The following is a 19,240-nucleotide window of genomic DNA, read 5'->3' as shown; positions in this document are numbered from 1 at the left end:
GGTTAGGCGCCTGTCGGAAAGGCTGATGAGGCCGCAAGCTGAGTTGCGCCGTAACCCACCATTGGCGCAACGCAGGGCCATCGCCTGGTGGGTTACGCGGCGCACTAGGATGGCGGTGGCCGCACGTTCGCAGGCTTGGCGCCGCTAACCCACCCTACAGGGGGGCGCGGTACGGGGAGAGGGTTGCGCTACCTGCACAGGCCAGCTACCGGGACAACCCGAGCATATCCTTGGCCACCGCCTCGGCCACGCGAATGCCGTCGACCCCGGCCGAGAGGATGCCGCCGGCATAGCCCGCGCCTTCGCCGGCCGGGTAGAGGCCCTTGAGGTTCAGGCTCTGCAGGTCGTCGCCGCGGGTGATGCGTACCGGCGAGGAGGTGCGCGTCTCGATGCCGGTGAGCACCGCATCGGCCAGGTCGAAACCCTTGATCTGCTTGCCGAAGGCCGGCAGCGCTTCGCGGATGGCTTCGATGGCGAAGTCCGGCAGCGACGGCGCCAGATCGCCCAGTTTCACCCCCGGCTTGTAGGAGGGCTGCACCTCGCCCAGAGCGGTGGACGGTTTGCCTGCGATGAAATCGCCCACCAGTTGCCCGGGCGCCTCGTAGTTGCGTCCGCCGAGTACGTAGGCGTGCGATTCCAGGCGCTCCTGCAGCTCCACGCCGGCCAGCGGGCCGCCCGGGTAGTCCTGCTCGGGGGTGATGCCGACGACGATGCCGGCGTTGGCGTTGCGCTCGTTGCGCGAATACTGGCTCATGCCGTTGGTCACCACACGCTCCGGTTCGGAGGTGGCGGCCACCACGGTGCCGCCCGGGCACATGCAGAAGCTGTACACCGAACGGCCGTTGCTGGCGTGGTGCACCAGCTTGTAGTCGGCGGCGCCGAGTTTCGGATGGCCGGCGTACTTGCCGAGGCGTGCGCGGTCGATCAGCGACTGCGGGTGCTCGATGCGGAAGCCCACCGAGAAGGGCTTGGCCTCCAGGTACACGCCGCGGGCATGGAGCATGCGGAAGGTGTCGCGCGAGCTGTGGCCGAGGGCGAGGATCACGTGGCGGCTGATGAGCTGCTCGCCGCTTTCCAGCACCACGCCGGTAAGCTGGCCGTCTTCCATCAGCAGGTCGCTGACGCGCTGCTGGAAGCGTACTTCGCCACCAAGGGCCTTGATTTCCTCGCGCATGGTGGCGACCACACCGGTCAGGCGGAAGGTGCCGATATGCGGCTTGCTGACGTAGAGAATCTCGTCCGGCGCGCCGGCCTTGACGAACTCTTCCAGCACCTTGCGCCCGTAGTGGTTGGGGTCCTTGATCTGGCTGTACAGCTTGCCGTCGGAGAAGGTGCCGGCGCCGCCTTCGCCGAACTGCACGTTGGAGGTCGGGTCGAGCACGTTCTTGCGCCACAGCCCCCAGGTGTCCTTGGTGCGCTGGCGCACCTCCTTGCCGCGCTCCAGCACGATGGGACGCAGGCCGGCCTGGGCCAGGATCAGCGCGGCGAAGATGCCGCAGGGGCCGAAACCGACCACGATGGGGCGTTCATCCAATGGCGCCTCGGCCTTGCCCACCGGCTTGTAGGTGATATCCGGCGCCGGGCCGACGTGCTTGTCGTCGCTCAGGCGGGCGAGCAGGGCGGCTTCATCCCGTAGTTCACAGTCGATGGTGTAGATGAACGGCATGTCGCCGAACTTCTTGCGCGCATCGTAGCTGCGCTTGAACACGCTGAAGGCCAGCAGGTCGGCATCGTCGATACCCAGGCGCTGGACGATGGCCGGGCGCAGGGCCTCTTCGGCATGGTCGAGGGGCAGTTTCAGTTCGGTCAGGCGAATCATGGCGAATATCCCGCAGGGCCGGTGGTGATCCGGCAAGGTGAAGAAGGGCGGCGATTGTACAGGATCGCCGCCTGCAGGTCGTCGCTCAGGCCGCCTGCGGCAGCGGCCAGGCCAGCAGCACGTCGAGCATGCGGTTGGCGAAGGCCCATTCGTTGTCGTACCAGGCCAGCACCTTGACCAGATCGTCCTGTACCCGGGTGTGATTGAGATCGACCACGCAGGACACCGGGTAGGCATTGAAGTCACTGGAGACCAACGGCAGCTCGTTGCATTCCATCACGCCCGGGGTCATGCCGCGGGCGCCGGCCTGCAATGCCGCATTGATCGCCTCGCGGCTGGTCGGGCGCTCGGCGGTGAAGGTCAGATCGAGCAGCGATACATTGGGCGTCGGCACCCGCACCGACAGGCCGTCGAGGCGCCCGGCCAGTTCCGGCAGCACCAGGCCGATGGTCTTCGCCGCGCCGGTGCTGGTGGGGATCATCGACAATGCGGCGGCGCGGGCGCGGTAGAGATCGCTGTGGGCCTTGTCCAGCAGATTCTGGTCGTTGGTGTAGGCGTGCACGGTATTGACCAGGCCCTGGCGAATGCCCACCGCCTCGTGCAGCACCCTGGCCAGCGGGGCCAGGCAGTTGGTGGTGCAGGAGGCGTTGGAGACGACCTGCTGGTTGGCCAGCAGATCATGGTTGACGCCATAGACCACGGTCAGGTCGGCGCTTTCCAGCGGGTGCGAGAGCAGTACCCGCTGCGCCCCGGCTGTCAGGTGCTGTTCGACCTGCTCGCGCTTCTTGAACTTGCCGGAACATTCCAGCACCAGATCGACCCCGAGGCGGTTCCACGGCAGGTTGAAGGCGTCGCGCTCGCTGAGCAGATGGACCGCCTGGCCGGCCACATGCAGTTGTTCGCCCTGCAGTCCCACCTCGCCCGGGAAACGACCGAAGGTGGAGTCGAAGCGGGTCAGGTGGGTCAGGGTGGCGTGGTCGCCGAGATCGTTGATGGCGATCAGGCGGATGCGCTGCTGCAGATCACGCTGCACCAGGGCGCGCAGCAGCGCGCGGCCGATGCGCCCGTATCCGTTGAGGGCTACTCGTAACATGGTTCTCTCCTTTCAACTGTGCTGCCTTGAGCTTAGGAGCAGGGAGAGGGGGCTGCCGCGCAGGACTGTGGCAAAAGACTTCCGGGATAGGGTTTTGACGTCGCTGGCGACAGCCTGGAAGAGGCTGGCGCCAGAGCATCCGGCGCCAGCGCGGGCGGTCAGTTGCGCGCACCACCGAAATGGGCGCAGCCGCGCAGCACCTGGCCGTCCAGGCGCAGCTCGGCGCTGAGGTGGTTGACGGCGCCGCTCATGCCGTCGACGCAGCGCTGCGGTGCCACCCAGAGATCGAGACGGCGGCCGTTGGCTTCGCTGCTGAAACTCAGGCGGCCCTCCGGCAGTTGCTCTTCCAGGTAGGGCAGGGCCAGCGGCTCATGACCGGGACGGTTGAGGACCAGGCCCTTGTTGCCGACTTCCACCTGCCAGAACGGCTCGTTGCCTGCGGCGCGCAGGGTCAGGCGCTTGAAATTGAGGTCGTCGCAGCCGTGGCCTTCACCCTGGATACGGTACAGCTGGCTGAGTTCGAAGCGGCCATCGCTGCCATTGCCCTGGCTACCACCCAGCTGGCCGGCCAGATCGGCGAACAGGCTGGCCTGACCGTCGGCCAGCAGTTGGCCGGCTTCGCGGGTCACCCCGGTGTTGCCGTCGACCACGACGAAGCGTCGCTGCTCCTGGCAGGGGGTAAAGAACAACTGGCCGCCCTGGGCCTGCAGCTGGCCCTGCAGGCGCGTAGCGGGAGGTGGGCCTTCGGGCTTGCCGGTATAGACCTGGCAGGCAGTCAGAAGCGGTAGCAGGGCGAAGCTGGTGAGCAGAGTACGGGTGATGGACATGAAAGCCTCCGAACGGGAGCCGCCACCATAGCCACAGGTGTGCGCCGGCTCAAGCCGTTAGCGTGGAAGTCGCCGAGCGCCGCCCTCCTTGCTGCTGGCGCAGGGCGGCCATGCCGCGCAGGCTTTCATCGCTCGCGGTACCGTCGTGGCGTGCCCCGGCTTTGACGGCGCGCACGGGCTGCGGCCTAATGCGCCGGATCAGCCGCTGCCCCCGAGTTTTTCCGCCATGCCCAGTCCCACCATGCGCCCCAGCACCCTGCACCTGCCCCAGGGCGAGTGGGCGACCGTGCTCGATTGCCTGTGCGATCACTTCCCGGCCATCGACCGTTCCACCTGGCTGCAACGCATGGAGCGTGGCCGCGTGCTGGATGCCGAGGGCGCGCCCATCGGCCCGCAGCATCCCTACCGGGTCGGGCTCAAGGTGCGCTACTTCCGCGAGGTGCCGAACGAGACGCCGATTCCCTTCAAAGCGCACGTGCTGTGGCAGGACGAGCACCTGCTGGTGGCGGACAAGCCGCATTTCCTGCCGGTGATGCCGGCCGGCGAGTACGTCGAGCAGACCCTGCTGGCGCGGCTGGTGCGTAGCACCGGCAATCCCGATCTGGTGCCGATCCATCGTATCGACCGCCTCACCGCCGGGCTGGTGCTGTTCTCCGTCGACCCGCGTAGCCGCGGCCAGTACCAGGCGCTGTTTCGTCAGCGTGCGGTGGAAAAGCGCTACGAGGCCATAGCCCCGGCGCTGCCGCAGCTGCAGTTTCCCCATGTGCATCGCTCGCGCATGGTGGAAGGCGAGCCGTTCTTTCGCATGCAGGAAGTGGCGGGCGAGGCCAACAGCGAGACGCGCATCGAGGTGCTGGAGCGTCGTGGCGAGTTGTGGCGCTATGGGCTTTCGCCGGTGACGGGCAGGAAGCATCAGCTGCGCGTGCATCTGGCCGGCCTCGGCGCGCCCATCGTCGGCGACGATTTCTATCCCGAGCTGCACGAGAGTCGCAGCCAGCCGGACGATTACGCCAAGCCGCTCAAACTGCTGGCGCGCGGCCTGCGTTTCGTCGATCCGCTCAGCGGGCAAGTCCGTGAGTTCGAGAGCCAATTGCAGTTGCAGTGGTAGCGCTGGTGCGCATGGCGCACCCTACACGTTCGCACCAATCGTGGCGGCGGTGCGTCGTTCCGTAGGGTGCGCCGTGCGCACCAGATGCGTCATAAAAAAAGCCCGCACGAGGCGGGCTAAGCGTGGCGTTTGCTCCAGAGCCTGAACAACGGCTCGGCGAGAAACATCACCAGAAACAGCCGCAGCACCTGCAGTGCGGTGACCAGCGCCACCGACAGCTGCAGCGCCTCGGCGGTCAGACACAGCTCAGTGATGCCGCCGGGCATCATGCCCAGCATCAGCGACAGGTGATCCTCACCGGCCAGCCAGCCCAGCGCTTCGCCGAGCAGGGCTGCGGCGAGCATCGCCAGCAGGGTGAACAGCAGCACGCGGGCGAGAAAGCCCGGGGCGCTGCGAAAGAAGGCGCGGTCGAAATGGCAGCCCAGGGCGCAGCCGATCAGCCATTGGCCCAGTTGCCCCAGGCCCGGTGGCAGCCCGATATGCAGGTCGAAGGTGGCGCTGGCCAGGGCGCAGGCGGTCAGTGGGCCGAGCATCCAGGGGTTGGGTTGTTTCAGGCGTGCCCAGAGCATGGCCAACAGTCCGCCGGCGGCCAGCAGGGCGAGCAGCCAGGTCCAGTCGACCGGCAGGGGTGGCGGGGCGCTGACAGCGGGCAGGCCCCAGGTGAACAGCGCCGGAATCAGCAGTACCACCAGCAGCAGGCGCAGGCTGTGGGCGGCAGCCACGCGGGCCGGTTGGGCGTCGTGACGCAGCGCCAGGTTGACCATCTCGCTGGCGCCGCCAGGCATGCTGGCGAAGAACGCGGTGGCGCGGTCGACACCGGCACGGCGCAGGATGGCGATGCCGATCAGGCTCAGCAGCAGAGTGCCGAAGGCGCCCATGACCACCACCGGCAGGTGGCTGACGATCTGCTCCAGCACCTCGCTGGTGAAGTGCAGGCCGATGCCGCTGGCCACCAGCCACTGGCCGGCCTTGCGCCCGCCGGGCAGTTCGCTGAAGGCGCGGTTGCTGAGGCAACGCAGGGCGATCACCGCCAGCAGGGATCCGACCATCCACGGCAAAGGCCAGCCGGCGAGGCTGGCCAGGTAGCCGCCGACCGCACCGGTCAGCGGCGTTACCCACAGATCACGCGGTAGCGGCATCGGCCTGCGCCTTGAGCTGCTTGCGCCGGCGCATCCAGCGGATGCCCGGCAGGGCCAGCATCAGCACCACCAGCGCCCACAGGGTCAGGGTGATCGGGCTGCCCCAGAGGATGCCCAGATCGCCGGCGGAGATCGACAGGGCGCGGCGCAGGTTGTCTTCCATCAGCTCGCCGAGGACGAAGCCGAGGATCAGCGCCGACAGAGGGAAGTCCAGCTTGCGCAGGATGTAGCCGAACACGCCGAGGCCGATCATCAGCACCAGGTCGAACACCGTGCTGTGCACCGCGTAGACGCCGACCATGCTGATCACGGTGATCGCCGGCACCAGCACCCAGTTGGGTACGGCGAGCATGCGCGAGAACAGGCCGACCAGCGGGATGTTCATCACCAGCAGGATGACGTTGCCGATGAACAGCGAGGCGATCAGGCCCCAGACCACGTCCGGCTGCTGCTCGAACAGCAGCGGGCCGGGGGTGATGTTGTACAGGGTCAGTGCGCCGATCATCACCGCCGTGGTGCCCGAGCCGGGTACGCCGAGGGTCAGCATGGGGATCAGCGAGCCGCAGGCCGAGGCGTTGTTGGCTGCTTCCGGAGCGGCCAGGCCGCGCAGGTCGCCCTCGCCGAAACGGCCCTTGGGCCCGGCCAGGCGCTTCTCGCTCATGTAGGTCATGGCGCTGGCGATGGTCGCGCCGGCACCGGGCAGGGTGCCGATGACGAAGCCGGCCACGGCGCTGCGGATCATGGTCCAGAAACTCAGGCAGAACTCCTTGAAGTTGAACAGCAGACGCCCGCTGGCCTTGACCGCCTGCTGGCCGCTGTGGGTCTTCTCCAGCATCAGGAGGATCTCGCTGACGCTGAAGAAGCCGATCACCACGATGACGAACTGGATGCCGTCGGACAGGCTGACGCTGTCGAAGGTGAAGCGGTACACGCCAGTGGTCGAGTCCACCCCGACCGTGGCCAGGGCCAGGCCGATCAGCGCCGCCATCAGGGTCTTGACCGGCTTGTCGCCGACCATGCCGCCGAGGCAGGCGATGGCGAAGATCATCAGCACGAAGTACTCGGCCGGGCCGAAGGCCACCGCCCATTTCGCCAGCAGCGGAGCGAACAGCACCACGCCGCAGGTGGCGATGATGCTGCCGATGAACGAACTGACCGCCGACAGCGACAGGGCGATACCGGCCTTGCCCTGACGCGCCAGCGGGTAGCCGTCGAGGGTGGTCATCACTGCCGCGGCGTCACCGGGCACGTTGAGCAGAATGGCGGAGATACGCCCGCCGTACTCGCAGCCCAGGTACACGGCGGCAAGCAGAATCAGTGCGGTTTCCGGCGGCAGACCGAGGGCGAAGGCCAAAGGCAGTAGCAGCGCCACGCCGTTGATCGGGCCAAGGCCCGGCAGCAGGCCGACCACGGTGCCGACGAAGGCGCCGAACAGCGCCACCAGCAGGTTGGTCGGCCGGGTGGCGACGTCGAAGCCCTGCATGAGGAAGTTGAGGGTTTCCATTTCAGCTCTCCACGAAAGCGTCTAACAGGCCGAGCGGCAGGGGCACGTCCAGCAACAGGTCGAACAGGCTGTACAGCAGCACGCCCATCGCCACGGCGCTGATGGCGCACGGCAGCGGGCGGCCGGTGAACAGCAGGCCGAGGGCAAAGGTGGCCAGGGTGGTGCTGACGACGAAGCCGAGCAGCTCGAAGGTCAGCGCATAGGCCAGCAGCACCACCACGCACAGGGCGCTGCGCAATGCCATGGGGACGTCCAGGCGTTGCTCGAGCAAGCCGGGTTTGATCATCAGCCACAGGCTGCCGGCACCCATCAGGGCCAGCAGCAGCAGGGGATAGGCGCGCGGGCCGACCGGGTCATAGGCGAAGGGCGCCTGGAAGCCCCAGGCAAGGACGGCGAGCCAGACGCACAGCAGCAACCAGATCGCGGAGAACAGGCGAACGTACATGGTGATTTACCTCAGGGGCGTCGACCGCCGAGTGCCGGCGGCCGAACGCGGATTGCGCAAGACGTGCTACTGAACCAGGCCGAACTCGCCGGCCAGCGCCTTGTATTCCTGCACCTGCTTGAGCACGAAGGCGTTGAGCTCGTCGCCGGTCAGCGACAGGGGGAAGAGGTCGCGCTGCTCACGCAGGGTGGCGAAATCGTCACGAGCGAGCATCTGGTCGAACTGGCCTTTCCACCAGTTGTAATCCTCGTCGCTGACCTGCGGGCCCATGTAGAAGCCGCGGATCACCGGCCAGCTGATGTCGAAGCCCTGCTCCTTGGCGGTGGGGATGTCGGCCAGTTTGCCCGGCAGGCGCTCGTCGGCCAGCACGGCGAGGATGCGGATCTTGCCGGCCGCCAGCTGCGGGGTGACTTCGCCGAGGCCGCTGGAGGTGACCTGGACGTGGCCGCCGAGCATGGCGGTGAGGGTTTCGCCACCGCCTTCGAAGGCGACGTAGCGCAGGTTCTGCGGGTCGATACCGGCGGCGCGGGCGATCAGTGCCGTCTGCATCCAGTCCTGACCGCCGATGGTGGCGCCGGCGCCGAATACCACGCTGCTCGGATCCTTCTTCAGGGCCTCGACCAGTTCGCCGAGGTTCTGCCAGGGCGCATCGTCACGCACGGAAATGGCGCCGTAGTCGGTGCCGATGGCCGCCAGCCAGCGCACGGCGCTCTCGTCGTAGCGGCCGAACTTGCCCTGGGCCAGGTTGAGCAGGGAGCCGGAAGAGAAGGCGGTGATGGTGCCCGGGTCCTTGGCGCGCTGCGCGACCACCGCATTGTAGGCCACGGCGCCAACGCCGCCGGGCATGTAGGTGACGCGCATCGGCGCCTTGAGCAGACCGGTGTCCTTCAAACCGCTCTGGGCCAGCTTGCAGGTCAGGTCGAAGCCGCCACCGGGCTTGGCCGGGGCGATGCATTCGGGGCGCTTGGGTTCGGCGGCCAGCAGCTGGCCGGCGAAGGCCAGGCAGGAAACCGCCAGGGCGGCACGGGTCAGGGCAGATTTCATGTTGGATTATCCTCGCGGGTCTTGTTGTTGTTTACCAGATCGGCAGGCTGTAGCCGACGATGACACGGTTCTCGTCCGCATCGCGGGCGAAGTCGGAGCGGAAGCTGGCGTTGCGCAGGCGCACGTAGAGGTCCTTGAGCGGGCCGGTCTGCACCACGTACTTGAGTTCGATATCGCGTTCCCATTCGCCGCCACGCTCGTCGCTGCCGGCGATGCGGGCATCGTCGCCGCGGATGTAGCGGGTCATGAAGGTCAGGCCGGGGACGCCGAGGCTGGCGAAATTGAAGTCGTAACGCGCCTGCCAGGAGCGCTCGTCGGCATTGGCGAAGTCGTTGATCTGCACGAAGTTGATCAGGAACGGATCGCTGCCGTCGATGTAGGCAAAGCCGGTATCGCCGCTCATGTCCTGGAAGCCCAGGCCGAACTTGTGTGCGCCGATGCCGTAGCTGAGCATGGCATTGACGGCGCGGTTGTCGACCTTGCCGGCGTTGGCCGCACCACTGTCGCGGCTGACGATGTAACGCAGGTCGCTGCTCAGGGTGCCGGCACCGAGCTTGTGGCTGCTGAGCAGGCCGAAGAAGTGCTGGCGGTAGATGTCGTCCAGATCGGCGAAGTAGTAGCGGCCGGTGAAACCGGGAGCGAACTGGTAGTCGACGCCGGCCAGGTCCAAGTGGTCGGCGCTGACGCCGCTGGTGAAGCGGCGGTTCTTGGCGTTGAGCACCAGGTCTTCGTCATCGGTGGAGGCGCGGTCGATGACCTTGTCCAGGCGGCCGCCGGTGAAGGTCAGGCCGTCGAGTTCCGAGGAAGTCAGCAGGCCGCCTTCGAACACCTGCGGCAGCAGGCGGCTGTCGCTGGCCTTGACCACCGGCAGCTCGGGCACGTGCGAGCCGTAGCGCAGCTCGGTGGCGGAGACCTTGACCTTGGCGGTCAGGCCCAGGCGGCTGAATTCGTCGGCGGAGCGCCCATCGTCGTGTACCGGCAGCAGATCGGTACCGGTGCGGCCGCGGCCCGAGTCGAGCTTGATACCGAGCAGGCCCATAGCGTCGAGGCCGAAACCGACGGTGCCTTCGGTGTAGCCCGATTGCAGGTCGAGGCGAAAGCCCTGGCCCCATTCTTCGCGCTTGTTCTGGCCGTCGCCTTCACGAAAGTCGCGGTTCAGGTAGATGTTGGTGGCGGTGAGGCTGGCCGTGCTGTCTTCGATGAAGGCGGCGCTGGCGAGAGGGGCTGCGCCGGTGGCGGCGATAGCCAGGCAGAGCAGGCGTACAGGCGGCAAAGCCTGGCGTGAGGCTGCGAGCATCATGTGGTCTCCGTTCTTGTTCTTGTAGCGACCCAGCACCACTGCAGGGTCACTTGAGCAGGTGGATCGAGCCACCATGAGACGATGCTATGAGGGCAAGCTTTCGCCAGGCTTTCATGCCAGCAATTTTTTCCGGCGCCATCTACGATGCGTTCTGGCGATGCCCCGGCGCCGGATTCGCTTGCCATCATGGCAATTGGGCAATTCACAGCGGCCATGGCGGCGCTACACTGCGCGCCTCGAACGATGCTGCAGCTGGAGGTGGCAGTGCGGATTCTGCTGGTCGAAGACCACCCGCAATTGGCGGAAAGCGTGGCCCAGGCGCTGAAAGGCGCCGGCTGGACGGTGGACGTGCTGCATGACGGAGTGGCCGCCGACCTGGCGCTGTCCAGCGAGGACTACGCCCTGGCGATTCTCGATATCGGGCTGCCCAGGCTGGACGGCTTCGCCGTGCTGGCGCGCCTGCGCGACCGCGGCCAGCGCCTGCCGGTGCTGATGCTGACCGCCCGTGGCGAGGTCAAGGACCGCGTGCACGGCCTCAACCTCGGCGCCGATGACTACCTGGCCAAGCCCTTCGAACTCTCCGAACTGGAGGCGCGGGTCAAGGCGCTGCTGCGTCGCAGCGTGCTCGGCGGCGAGCAGCTGCAGCGCTGCGGCGATCTGGTCTACGACCTCGGCGCGCGTCGCTTCAGCATGAAGGGCGAAGCCCTGAGCCTGACCGCCCGCGAGCAGGCGGTGCTGGAGGCGATGATCGCGCGGCCCGGACGGGTGATGAGCAAGGAGCAGTTGGCGGCCCAGGTGTTCGGCCTGGATGAGGACGCCAGCCCCGATGCCATCGAGATCTACATCCATCGTCTGCGCAAGAAACTCGAAGGCAGCGGCGTGCGCATCGTCACCTTCCGCGGCCTGGGCTATCTGCTGGAGGCGATCGAGGCATGAGCCGCAGCGTCAGCCTGCGCGGCCGCCTGCTGCGGCGCCTGGCGCTGTTGCTGTCGCTGATTCTGCTGCTGAGCAGCCTGAGCGCCTATTGGAGCGCGCGGCGCGCGGCGGACACCGCCTATGACCGTACCCTGCTGGCCTCGGCGCGGGCGGTGGCCGACGGCCTGTATGCCGACGATGGCCGGCTCAGGGCCAATATTCCATACGTGGCGCTGGATACCTTCGCCTACGACAGTGCCGGGCGCATCTACTACCAGGTGCTCGACCTCGACGGGCAGCAGGTCTCGGGCTACGAGGACCTGCCCCCGGCACCTGCCGGCACGCCCCGTACCGATGACTACCCCGCGCTGGCGCATTTCTACGATGCCGAGTACCGCGGTCAGGGCGTGCGGGTGGTGAGCCTGTTGCAACCGGTGAGCGAGCCGCAGCTCAACGGCATGGCGGAGATCCGCGTGGCCGAGACGCAGGGCGCGCGCGAGCGCATGGCCCGCGAGCTGCTGGTGGGGACCCTGTGGCGCATGGGGCTGCTGTCGGTCAGCGCGCTGCTGCTGGTGTGGCTGGCAGTGAGCCTGGCCCTGCGGCCACTGGAGGCGCTGCGGCGTGAGGTGGCCGAGCGTGCCAGCGACGATCTGCAACCGCTACCGGACACCGGCCTGCCTCGCGAGGTGTTGCCGTTGGTGGAGGCGCTCAACCAGTTCAACGAGCGGCTGCGCGGGTTGTTCGAGCGTCAGTCGCAGTTCATCGCCGATGCCGCCCATGAGCTGCGCACGCCACTGGCGGCGCTCAAGGCACGTATCGCCCTGGGCCTGCGCGCCGAGCAGCCGCAGGAATGGCGCAGCACGCTGGAGCAGGTGGCGCAGCAGGGCGATCGGCTGACCACCCTGGCCAACCAGCTGCTGTCGCTGGCACGCATCGAAAGTGGCGCGCGGGCCATTACCGAGGGGGGCGCGCAGCGGATCGATCTCAGCCAGCTGGCGCGCGAACTGGGGCTGGCCATGGCGCCGCTGGCGCATTCACGAGGTGTGGCGCTGGCGCTGGAGGCCGAACAGCCGGTGTGGATCGACGGCGAGCCGACCCTGCTCAACGAGCTGCTGAGCAACCTGCTCGACAACGCCCTGGCGCATACGCCGTCCGGTGGCAATCTGATCCTGCGGGTACTGGCGCCGGCGATCCTCGAGGTGGAGGACGACGGTCCTGGCATTCCCGAGGCCGAGCACGACAAGGTGTTCGAGCGCTTCTACCGCCGCGGCACGCAGGGCAACGGCGCCGGGCTGGGGCTGGCCATCGTCGGCGAGATCTGCCGTGCGCACCAGGCCCGGGTCAGCCTGCATCAGGCCGTACCGCACGGTTTGCGCGTACGGGTGGAGTTTCCGGTTTCAGTGACTGAGGGTTAGCGGCTGCTGAATCTCCAGCAGGTATTGCGCCACCTTGCCGCTTTCGCGTAGCTGCGCCAGGCCGCGGTTGAAGCGTTCGATGAGTTCGGCGTTGCCGGGGACTTCACGCGACAGCAGCAGATGCAGGTTGTCGCTACGCAAGGGGTGCGGGTGGACGCTCAGGCGCGCTCGCTCGGCGGGGCTGAAGTGGCGGTGGAGCATGTCGAAGCCAACCACCTTGTCCATCGGGAACAGGTCGACCCGCCCGGCCAGCAGTTGGCGAAAACCCTGTTCATCGTTGGTCAGACGCACCACCTGCAGTTCGCCGGCTGCCTCGGCGTGCTGGAAAGCCTCGCCGTAGTCGTAGCCGCGGGTGGCGGCGATGCGCAGATCGCGCAGGTCCTCGATGCTGGTCCAGTCGAAGTCGCGCGTCTTGCGATGAAACAGATAGTAGCCGCTCTCCACCACCGGATCGCTGATATGGAAGAGCCGCTCGCGCTCGCTGTTGTGCAGCCATACCGCACTGCCGTCGCGCTCACCCCTTTCCGCCATCTTCAGCGAGCGTGCCCAGGGGTGGAACTCCCACTGCACCTTGACGCCCTGCAGGGCGAAGGCTTCGGCGACGATGCGCGAGGCGACGCCGTGGTGGGGCAGGTGCTCGCCCAGGTAGGGTGGCCATTCGCCGTTGGTCAGCCGCACGCTGTCGGCAGCCTGGGCGCTGCCGCATAACAGGACGAATAGGAGAAGTGCGAAGCGCATGGCTCTACTTCCTCAGGCGATTGACCTGAGTGTAGAGGCGGTTTGCCATCCGTGGCGAGTCGCTTTTACTGCAGCATGCTCATGGCCGCTTCCATGGCGGCGGACATGTCCTCGTCGGCCTGCATGTCGACCTGTGGGTCCAGGCCGAGCTTGGTGAACGCCGGCACCTTGCTCCAGTCGAGCTGGGTGTAGGGGTGCTCGCTGCCGAGATAGCTCTGCAGGGTAGCGACCTGGACGATGTCCACGTAGTCGGCCTTGGCCGAGTCGCGGGTGAAGTCCAGATACTGGCTGGGCACGATGGCGATGGGCTCGGGGAACTCCCAGGTACGCAGGATCTTGTCGCCGATGATCGGATGGATCTGCTCGATCACGTGGTTGAGGCTGATGGAGTCGGCCAGCAGCTCGTTGTGCTCTTCGGCATAGGTGAGAATCGGCAGTACGCCGATCTGGTGCACCAGGCCGGCGAGGGTGGCCTGGTCGGGCATCAGACGCGTGTAGTGGCGGCACAGTACATGGCAGATGCCGGCGATCTCGGTGCTCTTGTTCCACACTTCGCGCATCTTGCGGTCGACGACGTCGCTGGTGGCCTGGAACATCTGCTCCATCGCCAGGCCGGTGGCCAGGTTGCAGGTGTAATTGATGCCCAGGCGGCTGACCGCCATCTGCAGGTCGGTGATTTCCTTGTTGCTGCGCAGCAGCGGGCTGTTGACCACCTTGATGATGCGCGCGGTGAGGGCGGCGTCGTTACCGATTACCTTGCTGATCTGCGGTATGCCCACATCCGGGTCTTCCGCCGCTTCGCGCACCCGCAATGCCACTTCGGGCAGGGTGGGCAGCACCAGTTCATCGTTCTCGATGGCGTGGATCAGTTCCTGTTGGACTTTTTCGGCAAGCTTGCTCATTTAGGGGCTCTCTTAGGCAAACCGGTACGGCGCCAGGGAAGTTTAGTCAGCGCTGGATTTCCTTGTCGGCATCCAGCTGATAAGGCAGGTCGAGCAGGGCAAGTGTCGGACCTTCACTGCTGCCGAGCTGGATGCGCCCGTCGGTGACGGCGTCCTCCTGCAGAACGGCGAGCAGTTCCACGCCATCTTCGGCCTGTGCCGCCAGTACCACCTCACCGACGCTGGAGGCGTGTACCGGGGAAAACAGTTCGGTGCCGGCAGACGGTACCTCGGTGCCGCCCAGACGCAGGCGATACAGGCGGCGCTTGAGTTTGCCCAGGTATTGCATGCGCGCGACGATTTCCTGGCCGGTATAGCAGCCTTTCTTGAAGCTCACGCCACCCAGGGCCTGCAGGTTGATCATCTGCGGGATGAACAGCTCGCGGGTGGCGCCGAAGACCTGACCGACCCCGGCGCGCACCTGGGCCAGCAGCCAGAGGTTCAGCGGCGCCTGGGGCAGATGTCGGCTCAGCACGGCGTGCAGATGCTCGGCCTTGTCCACCGCTGCCCAGAGTTCGACGCGGCCGTCGCCAAGGCGCACGGCCAGCAGACCCTCGGCACTGGCCAGGGCATCGGCGTGATCGCCCGGAACCAGGCCAAGTTCGCTCAGCACGGCGTCGCCACCGCTCAGGCCGAAGCGTACCCAGGCCGCGCTTTCGTCGCCGAGCTTGGACTTGGAGAACACTGCGTATTTCTGCAGGTCGGTCATCTGCGGTTCGATCAGCTCGCGGGCCATGGCCAGCAGGTAGCCGTCTTCCACCGGCACGATGCGAAAGCTCGATAGCATCCGGCCCTTGGGCGTGCAGCGAGCGCCCAGACTGGTCTGGCTGGCGGAAAGGTAGCTGAGGTTGCAGGTCAACTGGCCCTGGAGAAACTTGCCGGCATCGGGGCCGCGCACGGCCAGCAGGCCTTCGTGGTCGAGGAGAGTGAAATACGCGCTATCGGCCATGGTGGGAATCGAGTCGCTGGATGAAAGTCAGGGGCGTCATCATAGAGGGCGTGGTAGGGCCTTGTCAGCGCAATTGCACAGGGTTGCGGTGAACAGTGAGGCAAATCGCCGTTATACTGCCGCCCTCGTTCGAGGAGTCCGTTGCATGGTTGAGCAAAGTGAACTGAATCGTCTCTTCTGGCATAGCCGTCGCGGCATGCTGGAGCTGGACGTACTGCTGGTGCCCTTCGTCAAGGAGGTCTATCCCAGCCTGGACGCCGAGGATCAGGCGCGCTACCGCAAGCTGCTGGAGTGCGAGGATCAGGACATGTTCGGCTGGTTCATGCAACGCGGCGAGCCGGAAGATGCCGATCTCAAGCGCATGGTGCGCATGATCCTGGATCGTGTCCAACCCAAGTGACGTGTTCGAGTGCCGCTGGCAGCCCTCCCGCGGGCTGCTGAGGCTCTATCTGTGCGTTCTGTTTCTGGCTCTGCTGGCGCCTTGGCTGGCAGAGATTCCCGTCTGGCTGCAGGTGCTTTCACTGCCGTTGTGCCTGGCGCATGCCGGCTGGGTGCTGCCGCGGCATTTCCTGCTCAGCTCGCCTGAAGCCATTCGCGGTTTGCGCCGCGATGCCTGCGGTTGGCACCTGTGGAGTGCGGCCAAGGGTTGGCAGGCGGTGCAGCTGCGCCCCGACAGCCTGGCGTTGCCGCTGGCGGTGGTGCTGCGTTATCGCCTGCCGGGTCAGCGCTTCAGTCGCGGGCTATGCATCGCGCGCGACGCGCTGGCGCCGGAGCAGCATCGGCGCCTGCGCTTGCGTCTGAAGTTCAGCAGGCGACGCTGGGCTGAGCCTGGGGTGTCGGCACCAGAATAGTGTCTTGGGCTTCGGCCAACTGCTCGGGGTAATCGAGGGTGTAGTGCAGGCCGCGGCTTTCATGGCGCTGCATGGCCGAGCGGATCATTAGCTCGGCGACCAGCGCCAGGTTGCGCAGCTCGATCAGGTCGCGACTGACCTTGTAGTTGCTGTAGAACTCATCGATCTCGTCCAGCAGCAGGCGTACGCGATGCTGGGCGCGCTGCAGGCGCTTGTTGGTGCGCACGATGCCCACGTAGTCCCACATGAAACGGCGCAGCTCGTCCCAGTTGTGCGCGATGATCACGTCTTCGTCGGAGTCGGTCACCTGGCTGGCGTCCCAGCAGGGCAGGTTGGTCGGCATGTCCACTGCATCGAGCTGGGCGATGATGTCGGCACAGGCCGAGCGGGCGTACACGAAGCACTCCAGCAACGAGTTGCTGGCCATGCGGTTGGCGCCGTGCAGACCGGTGAAGCTGGTTTCGCCGATGGCATACAGACCCGGCACGTCGGTACGGCCGTACTGGTCGACGACCACCCCGCCGCAGGTGTAATGCGCGGCCGGCACCACCGGGATGGGCTGCTTGGTGATGTCGATGCCGAAACTCAGGCAGCGCTCATAGACGGTGGGGAAGTGGCTGGTGATGAACTCGGCCGGCTTGTGGCTGATGTCCAGGTACACGCAGTCTATCCCCAGGCGCTTCATCTCATGGTCGATGGCGCGCGCGACGATATCGCGCGGCGCCAGCTCGGCGCGTTCGTCGAAGCGCGGCATGAAGCGCTCGCCGTTGGGCAGCTTGAGCAGGCCGCCTTCGCCACGTACGGCTTCGGTGACCAGAAAGCTCTTGGCTTGCGGGTGATACAAGCAGGTGGGGTGGAACTGGTTGAATTCCAGGTTGCCTACCCGGCAACCGGCGCGCCAGGCCATGGCGATGCCGTCGCCGCAGGCGCCATCGGGGTTGCTGGTATAGAGGTAGACCTTGGCTGCGCCGCCGGTGGCGAGTATCACGAAACGCGCGGCGAAGGTGTCCACTTCGCCCTTCTCGCGATCCAGCACATAGGCGCCCAGGCAGCGCTCGCCATCCAGGCCGAGCTTGCGCTCGGTGATCAGGTCGACCGCCACACGCTGCTCCAGCAGCTCGATGTTGGGGCGCTGCCGTGCCTGTTCCAGCAGGGTATTGAAGATCGCCGCGCCGGTGGCATCGGCCGCATGAATGATGCGCCGATGGCTGTGGCCCCCTTCGCGGGTCAGATGAAATTCGAAGCCGCCGTCCTCGCGGGCGGTTTCCGCCTCGCGGGTGAAGGGTACGCCCTGATCGATCAGCCACTGGATGGCTTCGCGGCTATGCTCCACGGTAAAGCGCACGGCATCGGCACGGCACAGACCGGCACCCGCGTTGAGGGTGTCGGCGACGTGGGATTCCACCGTATCGGTGTCGTCGAGTACTGCCGCTACACCGCCCTGGGCCCAATAGGTCGAACCGTTGGCCAGACTGCCCTTGCTCAGCACCGCGACACGCAGGCTGGGAGGCAGGGTAAGAGCGAGGGTCAGGCCGGCAGCGCCGCTGCCGATGACCAGAACGTCGTGCTGGAAATGATGACTCATGAGCGAATTCCGCGGGGAAGCGGGCCCTAGTATATAGAGAGGTCCGGCGGCACAATAGCCGGCTTATGACCGACCGCGGTGCTCGGGAACTTTCTTAGTCGTTAAGGTTCAAAGAGGGGTCGCCCATATAAGGGAGAACGCTTGTGCGTGCCCGTAATCAACCTCGACATAGCCGTCGAATTATCGGGCAAACAGGGGCAATAAGATTTATTCGCGCGAATTGGGAAGGGTCCCATTGGCGCCATTCCTTGTAGAGAAAAAGAACTCTGCAGGAAGCTTGCTTGGAGGGGAGAACTTTTGCGAAAGGCCCGAGTCTATCTTGGCAAGCTGATTCGCTCAGGGACGCAAACCTCCTCCAGGCATCATGAGGAGAATGCATGCTAACCCAGGAAGATGATCAGCAACTGGTCGAGCGAGTGCAGCGTGGTGACAAGCGTGCCTTCGATCTGTTGGTGCTGAAGTATCAGCACAAGATCCTCGGGTTGATCGTGCGATTCGTGCACGATACCCACGAGGCTCAGGATGTCGCTCAGGAGGCTTTTGTAAAGGCCTATCGGGCGCTTGGAAACTTTCGCGGTGACAGCGCGTTCTATACCTGGCTGTACCGCATCGCCATCAACACGGCGAAGAATTATCTGGTGTCTCGCGGACGTCGACCGCCAGATAGTGATGTCAGTAGCGATGACGCGGAGTTCTACGATGGCGACCACGCCCTCAAGGACATCGAGTCACCGGAACGGGCATTGCTGCGCGACGAGATCGAGGCCACCGTGCATCGAACCATCGCCCAGCTACCGGATGATTTGCGTACGGCACTGACTTTGCGCGAGTTCGAAGGTCTTAGTTATGAGGACATCGCCAGCGTCATGCAGTGTCCGGTAGGTACGGTGCGTTCGCGGATTTTCCGTGCACGCGAGGCAATTGATAAGTCCCTGCAACCCCTGTTGCAGGAAGCCTAAGGCAGCGGCGACAGCCAAGAGAGGAACACCATGAGTCGTGAAACCCTGCAGGAATCGCTGTCCGCGGTGATGGATAACGAAGCGGACGAACTGGAACTGCGGCGTGTGCTTGTAGCAGCCAGTGAGGATGGCGAGCTGCGTGGGACCTGGTCGCGTTACCAGATCGCCCGTGCAGCCATGCACCGCGAGTTGCTGGAACCCCGTCTGGACATCGCAGCAGCGGTTTCCGCGGCGCTGGCCGACGAGGCCATCCCGGCTCGCAAGGCATCCATGTGGCGCAGCGTCGGGCGCGTGGCAGTGGCCGCTTCGGTCACCGTCGCCGTGCTGGCAGGCGTGCGCTTCTACAATCAGGACGATTTGAGTGGTGCTCAACTGGCCCAGCAAGGCGCTTCTCCGGTAATCTCGGCCCCGCAAGTGCAGGGCCCCGCATTGCTCGCCGGCTACAACAGCGGTGAAGAAGCTGGCGAAGCAGCCAAGCCGGGCACTGCCAGTTGGCATGAGCAGCGTCTGCCTACCTATCTGCGCCAGCATGCTCAGCAGGCGGTGATGGGTACCGGCGAGACTGCGCTGCCCTATGCGCGAGCCGCGAGTCTGGAAAATCGCTAAGG

Annotated in this window: 19 protein-coding genes; 7 read left to right on the top strand and 12 right to left on the bottom strand. The window is 66.0% G+C overall.

Features of this window, described 5'->3' with window-relative positions:
* Positions 1 to 205: 205 nt before the first annotated feature.
* From L1F06_RS17190 to L1F06_RS17180, 3 genes are all read right to left on the bottom strand, one after another.
* A complete protein-coding gene (locus tag L1F06_RS17190) occupies positions 206 to 1,819 on the bottom strand; it encodes an NAD(P)/FAD-dependent oxidoreductase (RefSeq protein ID WP_129481539.1) in 1,614 nt (537 codons plus the stop codon).
* 85 nt (positions 1,820 to 1,904) lie between these two features.
* On the bottom strand, positions 1,905 to 2,912 hold the full coding sequence (gap, locus tag L1F06_RS17185; protein WP_129481538.1) for a type I glyceraldehyde-3-phosphate dehydrogenase: 1,008 nt from the start codon (positions 2,910 to 2,912) through the stop codon (positions 1,905 to 1,907).
* Positions 2,913 to 3,070: 158 nt separating this feature from the next.
* Positions 3,071 to 3,739 carry a COG3650 family protein gene (locus L1F06_RS17180; protein ID WP_129481537.1) on the bottom strand — a complete coding sequence of 223 codons (669 nt, stop codon included), beginning with the start codon at positions 3,737 to 3,739 and terminating at the stop codon, positions 3,071 to 3,073.
* 226 nt (positions 3,740 to 3,965) lie between these two features.
* On the opposite strand from L1F06_RS17180, the gene L1F06_RS17175 reads away from it, so the two are divergent.
* Positions 3,966 to 4,847: an RluA family pseudouridine synthase gene (locus L1F06_RS17175; protein ID WP_129481536.1), complete on the top strand. Its 882-nt coding sequence runs from the start codon at positions 3,966 to 3,968 to the stop codon at positions 4,845 to 4,847.
* Between the two features lie 116 nt (positions 4,848 to 4,963).
* On the opposite strand, the gene L1F06_RS17170 is transcribed toward L1F06_RS17175, so the two are convergent.
* The 5 genes from L1F06_RS17170 to L1F06_RS17150 all read right to left on the bottom strand — a co-directional run bounded on the left by L1F06_RS17170 (position 4,964) and on the right by L1F06_RS17150 (position 10,276).
* Positions 4,964 to 5,986, bottom strand: coding sequence for an AbrB family transcriptional regulator (locus L1F06_RS17170; RefSeq protein ID WP_129481535.1), 1,023 nt, complete (start codon positions 5,984 to 5,986; stop codon positions 4,964 to 4,966).
* Positions 5,970 to 7,490 (bottom strand): tripartite tricarboxylate transporter permease, encoded by a 1,521-nt coding sequence (locus L1F06_RS17165; protein ID WP_012018027.1) that lies wholly within the window; start codon positions 7,488 to 7,490, stop codon positions 5,970 to 5,972. The genes L1F06_RS17170 and L1F06_RS17165 overlap by 17 nt, the downstream gene beginning before the upstream one ends.
* A 1-nt stretch (position 7,491) precedes the next feature.
* On the bottom strand, positions 7,492 to 7,935 hold the full coding sequence (locus L1F06_RS17160) for a tripartite tricarboxylate transporter TctB family protein (RefSeq protein WP_003245491.1): 444 nt from the start codon (positions 7,933 to 7,935) through the stop codon (positions 7,492 to 7,494).
* A 66-nt stretch (positions 7,936 to 8,001) separates the two neighbouring features.
* Positions 8,002 to 8,979: a Bug family tripartite tricarboxylate transporter substrate binding protein gene (locus L1F06_RS17155; protein ID WP_003245489.1), complete on the bottom strand. Its 978-nt coding sequence runs from the start codon at positions 8,977 to 8,979 to the stop codon at positions 8,002 to 8,004.
* A 31-nt stretch (positions 8,980 to 9,010) separates the two neighbouring features.
* Complete coding sequence (locus L1F06_RS17150; RefSeq protein WP_230090059.1) at positions 9,011 to 10,276, bottom strand: OprD family porin; 1,266 nt, start codon at positions 10,274 to 10,276, stop codon at positions 9,011 to 9,013.
* A gap of 267 nt (positions 10,277 to 10,543) precedes the next feature.
* Here L1F06_RS17150 and L1F06_RS17145 point away from each other — a divergent pair, with 267 nt between their 5' ends.
* Together L1F06_RS17145 and L1F06_RS17140 are read left to right on the top strand one after the other, a co-directional pair.
* The gene (locus tag L1F06_RS17145) at positions 10,544 to 11,215 is read left to right on the top strand and encodes a response regulator (protein WP_003245486.1); all 672 of its coding nucleotides are present in this window, start codon (positions 10,544 to 10,546) and stop codon (positions 11,213 to 11,215) included.
* Entirely contained in the window at positions 11,212 to 12,609 is a 1,398-nt protein-coding gene (locus L1F06_RS17140; protein WP_129481533.1) for a sensor histidine kinase, read from the top strand. Before L1F06_RS17145 ends, L1F06_RS17140 begins: the two co-directional genes overlap by 4 nt.
* On the opposite strand, the gene L1F06_RS17135 is transcribed toward L1F06_RS17140, so the two are convergent.
* The 3 genes from L1F06_RS17135 to ygfZ form a co-directional block, all read right to left on the bottom strand.
* Positions 12,592 to 13,347: a substrate-binding periplasmic protein gene (locus L1F06_RS17135; protein ID WP_129481532.1), complete on the bottom strand. Its 756-nt coding sequence runs from the start codon at positions 13,345 to 13,347 to the stop codon at positions 12,592 to 12,594. The genes L1F06_RS17140 and L1F06_RS17135 overlap by 18 nt on opposite strands.
* Before the next feature lie 65 nt (positions 13,348 to 13,412).
* Positions 13,413 to 14,249 carry an HDOD domain-containing protein gene (locus L1F06_RS17130; protein ID WP_129481531.1) on the bottom strand — a complete coding sequence of 279 codons (837 nt, stop codon included), beginning with the start codon at positions 14,247 to 14,249 and terminating at the stop codon, positions 13,413 to 13,415.
* A gap of 46 nt (positions 14,250 to 14,295) precedes the next feature.
* On the bottom strand, positions 14,296 to 15,237 hold the full coding sequence (gene ygfZ, locus L1F06_RS17125) for a CAF17-like 4Fe-4S cluster assembly/insertion protein YgfZ (RefSeq protein WP_129481530.1): 942 nt from the start codon (positions 15,235 to 15,237) through the stop codon (positions 14,296 to 14,298).
* 145 nt (positions 15,238 to 15,382) lie between these two features.
* Here ygfZ and L1F06_RS17120 point away from each other — a divergent pair, with 145 nt between their 5' ends.
* Together L1F06_RS17120 and L1F06_RS17115 are read left to right on the top strand one after the other, a co-directional pair.
* Entirely contained in the window at positions 15,383 to 15,637 is a 255-nt protein-coding gene (locus L1F06_RS17120; RefSeq protein WP_003245478.1) for an FAD assembly factor SdhE, read from the top strand.
* A complete protein-coding gene (locus L1F06_RS17115; RefSeq protein WP_129481529.1) occupies positions 15,621 to 16,088 on the top strand; it encodes a protein YgfX in 468 nt (155 codons plus the stop codon). The genes L1F06_RS17120 and L1F06_RS17115 overlap by 17 nt, the downstream gene beginning before the upstream one ends.
* Here L1F06_RS17115 and nadB read toward each other — a convergent pair.
* Positions 16,042 to 17,673, bottom strand: coding sequence for an L-aspartate oxidase (gene nadB / locus L1F06_RS17110; RefSeq protein ID WP_003245475.1), 1,632 nt, complete (start codon positions 17,671 to 17,673; stop codon positions 16,042 to 16,044). The two genes, L1F06_RS17115 and nadB, sit on opposite strands and share 47 nt — an antisense overlap.
* 377 nt (positions 17,674 to 18,050) lie before the next feature.
* On the opposite strand from nadB, the gene rpoE reads away from it, so the two are divergent.
* On the top strand, positions 18,051 to 18,632 hold the full coding sequence (gene rpoE, locus L1F06_RS17105; protein WP_003245473.1) for an RNA polymerase sigma factor RpoE/AlgU: 582 nt from the start codon (positions 18,051 to 18,053) through the stop codon (positions 18,630 to 18,632).
* A 30-nt stretch (positions 18,633 to 18,662) separates the two neighbouring features.
* A complete protein-coding gene (locus L1F06_RS17100; protein ID WP_012018035.1) occupies positions 18,663 to 19,238 on the top strand; it encodes a sigma-E factor negative regulatory protein in 576 nt (191 codons plus the stop codon).
* The last annotated feature ends 2 nt before the right edge of the window (positions 19,239 to 19,240 follow it).

This window comes from Pseudomonas hydrolytica (assembly GCF_021495345.1).
In the GTDB taxonomy this organism is placed as follows: Bacteria; Pseudomonadota; Gammaproteobacteria; order Pseudomonadales; family Pseudomonadaceae; genus Aquipseudomonas; species Aquipseudomonas hydrolytica.
This window is presented reverse-complemented; position numbering and strand designations above follow the sequence as displayed.

Coding starts and splice junctions, on each gene's coding strand:
- L1F06_RS17190 (WP_129481539.1), bottom strand. CDS start 1,819: ATGATTCGCCTGACCGAACTGAAACTGCCCCTCGACCATGCCGAAGAG.
- gap (WP_129481538.1), bottom strand. CDS start 2,912: ATGTTACGAGTAGCCCTCAACGGATACGGGCGCATCGGCCGCGCGCTG.
- L1F06_RS17180 (WP_129481537.1), bottom strand. CDS start 3,739: ATGTCCATCACCCGTACTCTGCTCACCAGCTTCGCCCTGCTACCGCTT.
- L1F06_RS17175 (WP_129481536.1), top strand. CDS start 3,966: ATGCCCAGTCCCACCATGCGCCCCAGCACCCTGCACCTGCCCCAGGGC.
- L1F06_RS17170 (WP_129481535.1), bottom strand. CDS start 5,986: ATGCCGCTACCGCGTGATCTGTGGGTAACGCCGCTGACCGGTGCGGTC.
- L1F06_RS17165 (WP_012018027.1), bottom strand. CDS start 7,490: ATGGAAACCCTCAACTTCCTCATGCAGGGCTTCGACGTCGCCACCCGG.
- L1F06_RS17160 (WP_003245491.1), bottom strand. CDS start 7,935: ATGTACGTTCGCCTGTTCTCCGCGATCTGGTTGCTGCTGTGCGTCTGG.
- L1F06_RS17155 (WP_003245489.1), bottom strand. CDS start 8,979: ATGAAATCTGCCCTGACCCGTGCCGCCCTGGCGGTTTCCTGCCTGGCC.
- L1F06_RS17150 (WP_230090059.1), bottom strand. CDS start 10,276: ATGCTCGCAGCCTCACGCCAGGCTTTGCCGCCTGTACGCCTGCTCTGC.
- L1F06_RS17140 (WP_129481533.1), top strand. CDS start 11,212: ATGAGCCGCAGCGTCAGCCTGCGCGGCCGCCTGCTGCGGCGCCTGGCG.
- L1F06_RS17135 (WP_129481532.1), bottom strand. CDS start 13,347: ATGCGCTTCGCACTTCTCCTATTCGTCCTGTTATGCGGCAGCGCCCAG.
- L1F06_RS17130 (WP_129481531.1), bottom strand. CDS start 14,249: ATGAGCAAGCTTGCCGAAAAAGTCCAACAGGAACTGATCCACGCCATC.
- ygfZ (WP_129481530.1), bottom strand. CDS start 15,237: ATGGCCGATAGCGCGTATTTCACTCTCCTCGACCACGAAGGCCTGCTG.
- L1F06_RS17120 (WP_003245478.1), top strand. CDS start 15,383: ATGGTTGAGCAAAGTGAACTGAATCGTCTCTTCTGGCATAGCCGTCGC.
- nadB (WP_003245475.1), bottom strand. CDS start 17,673: ATGAGTCATCATTTCCAGCACGACGTTCTGGTCATCGGCAGCGGCGCT.
- rpoE (WP_003245473.1), top strand. CDS start 18,051: ATGCTAACCCAGGAAGATGATCAGCAACTGGTCGAGCGAGTGCAGCGT.
- L1F06_RS17100 (WP_012018035.1), top strand. CDS start 18,663: ATGAGTCGTGAAACCCTGCAGGAATCGCTGTCCGCGGTGATGGATAAC.